The organism is Lactobacillus nasalidis, assembly GCF_016587775.1.
Taxonomy (GTDB): domain Bacteria; phylum Bacillota; class Bacilli; order Lactobacillales; family Lactobacillaceae; genus Lactobacillus; species Lactobacillus nasalidis.
This window is the reverse complement of record NZ_BOCG01000460.1, coordinates 1-333: the sequence shown is the minus strand read 5'-3', so window position 1 is coordinate 333 and position 333 is coordinate 1. Positions and strand designations below refer to the sequence as shown.

At 55.3% G+C, this 333-nt stretch carries 1 protein-coding gene; it reads left to right on the top strand.

Annotated features, from left to right (window positions below):
• Nucleotides 1-333: PTS transporter subunit EIIC (locus lacNas_RS08785; protein WP_201346782.1), on the top strand; the 333-nt coding region annotated here is incomplete at both ends.

Here is a 333-nt window from a genome sequence, read left to right as displayed (position 1 = left end):
GCCGGCGTCGACTTGACTGCCTGCATGCTGCTGTTTGCCGCTTTCAAGACTTTCGGCAACACTGACATGCTGCAATGGATCTACCAAGTTCTGGAAATGCCAATGCAGGGTCTGTCTGACTCATGGGGCGGGGCCGTCGTTATCGGTCTGGCCGTACCGTTCTTCTGGTTCTTCGGCGTTCACGGCGGTTTGATCGTCGGCTCAGTTGCCGGTGCCTTCTTGATTCCAAACACCGCGGCCAACGCGGCTTTGTACCACGCCGGGAAATTGTCAGTTGCCCAAGGCGCTCACGTTATCACCAACGAATTCTACAACAACTTCATCAACTTGACC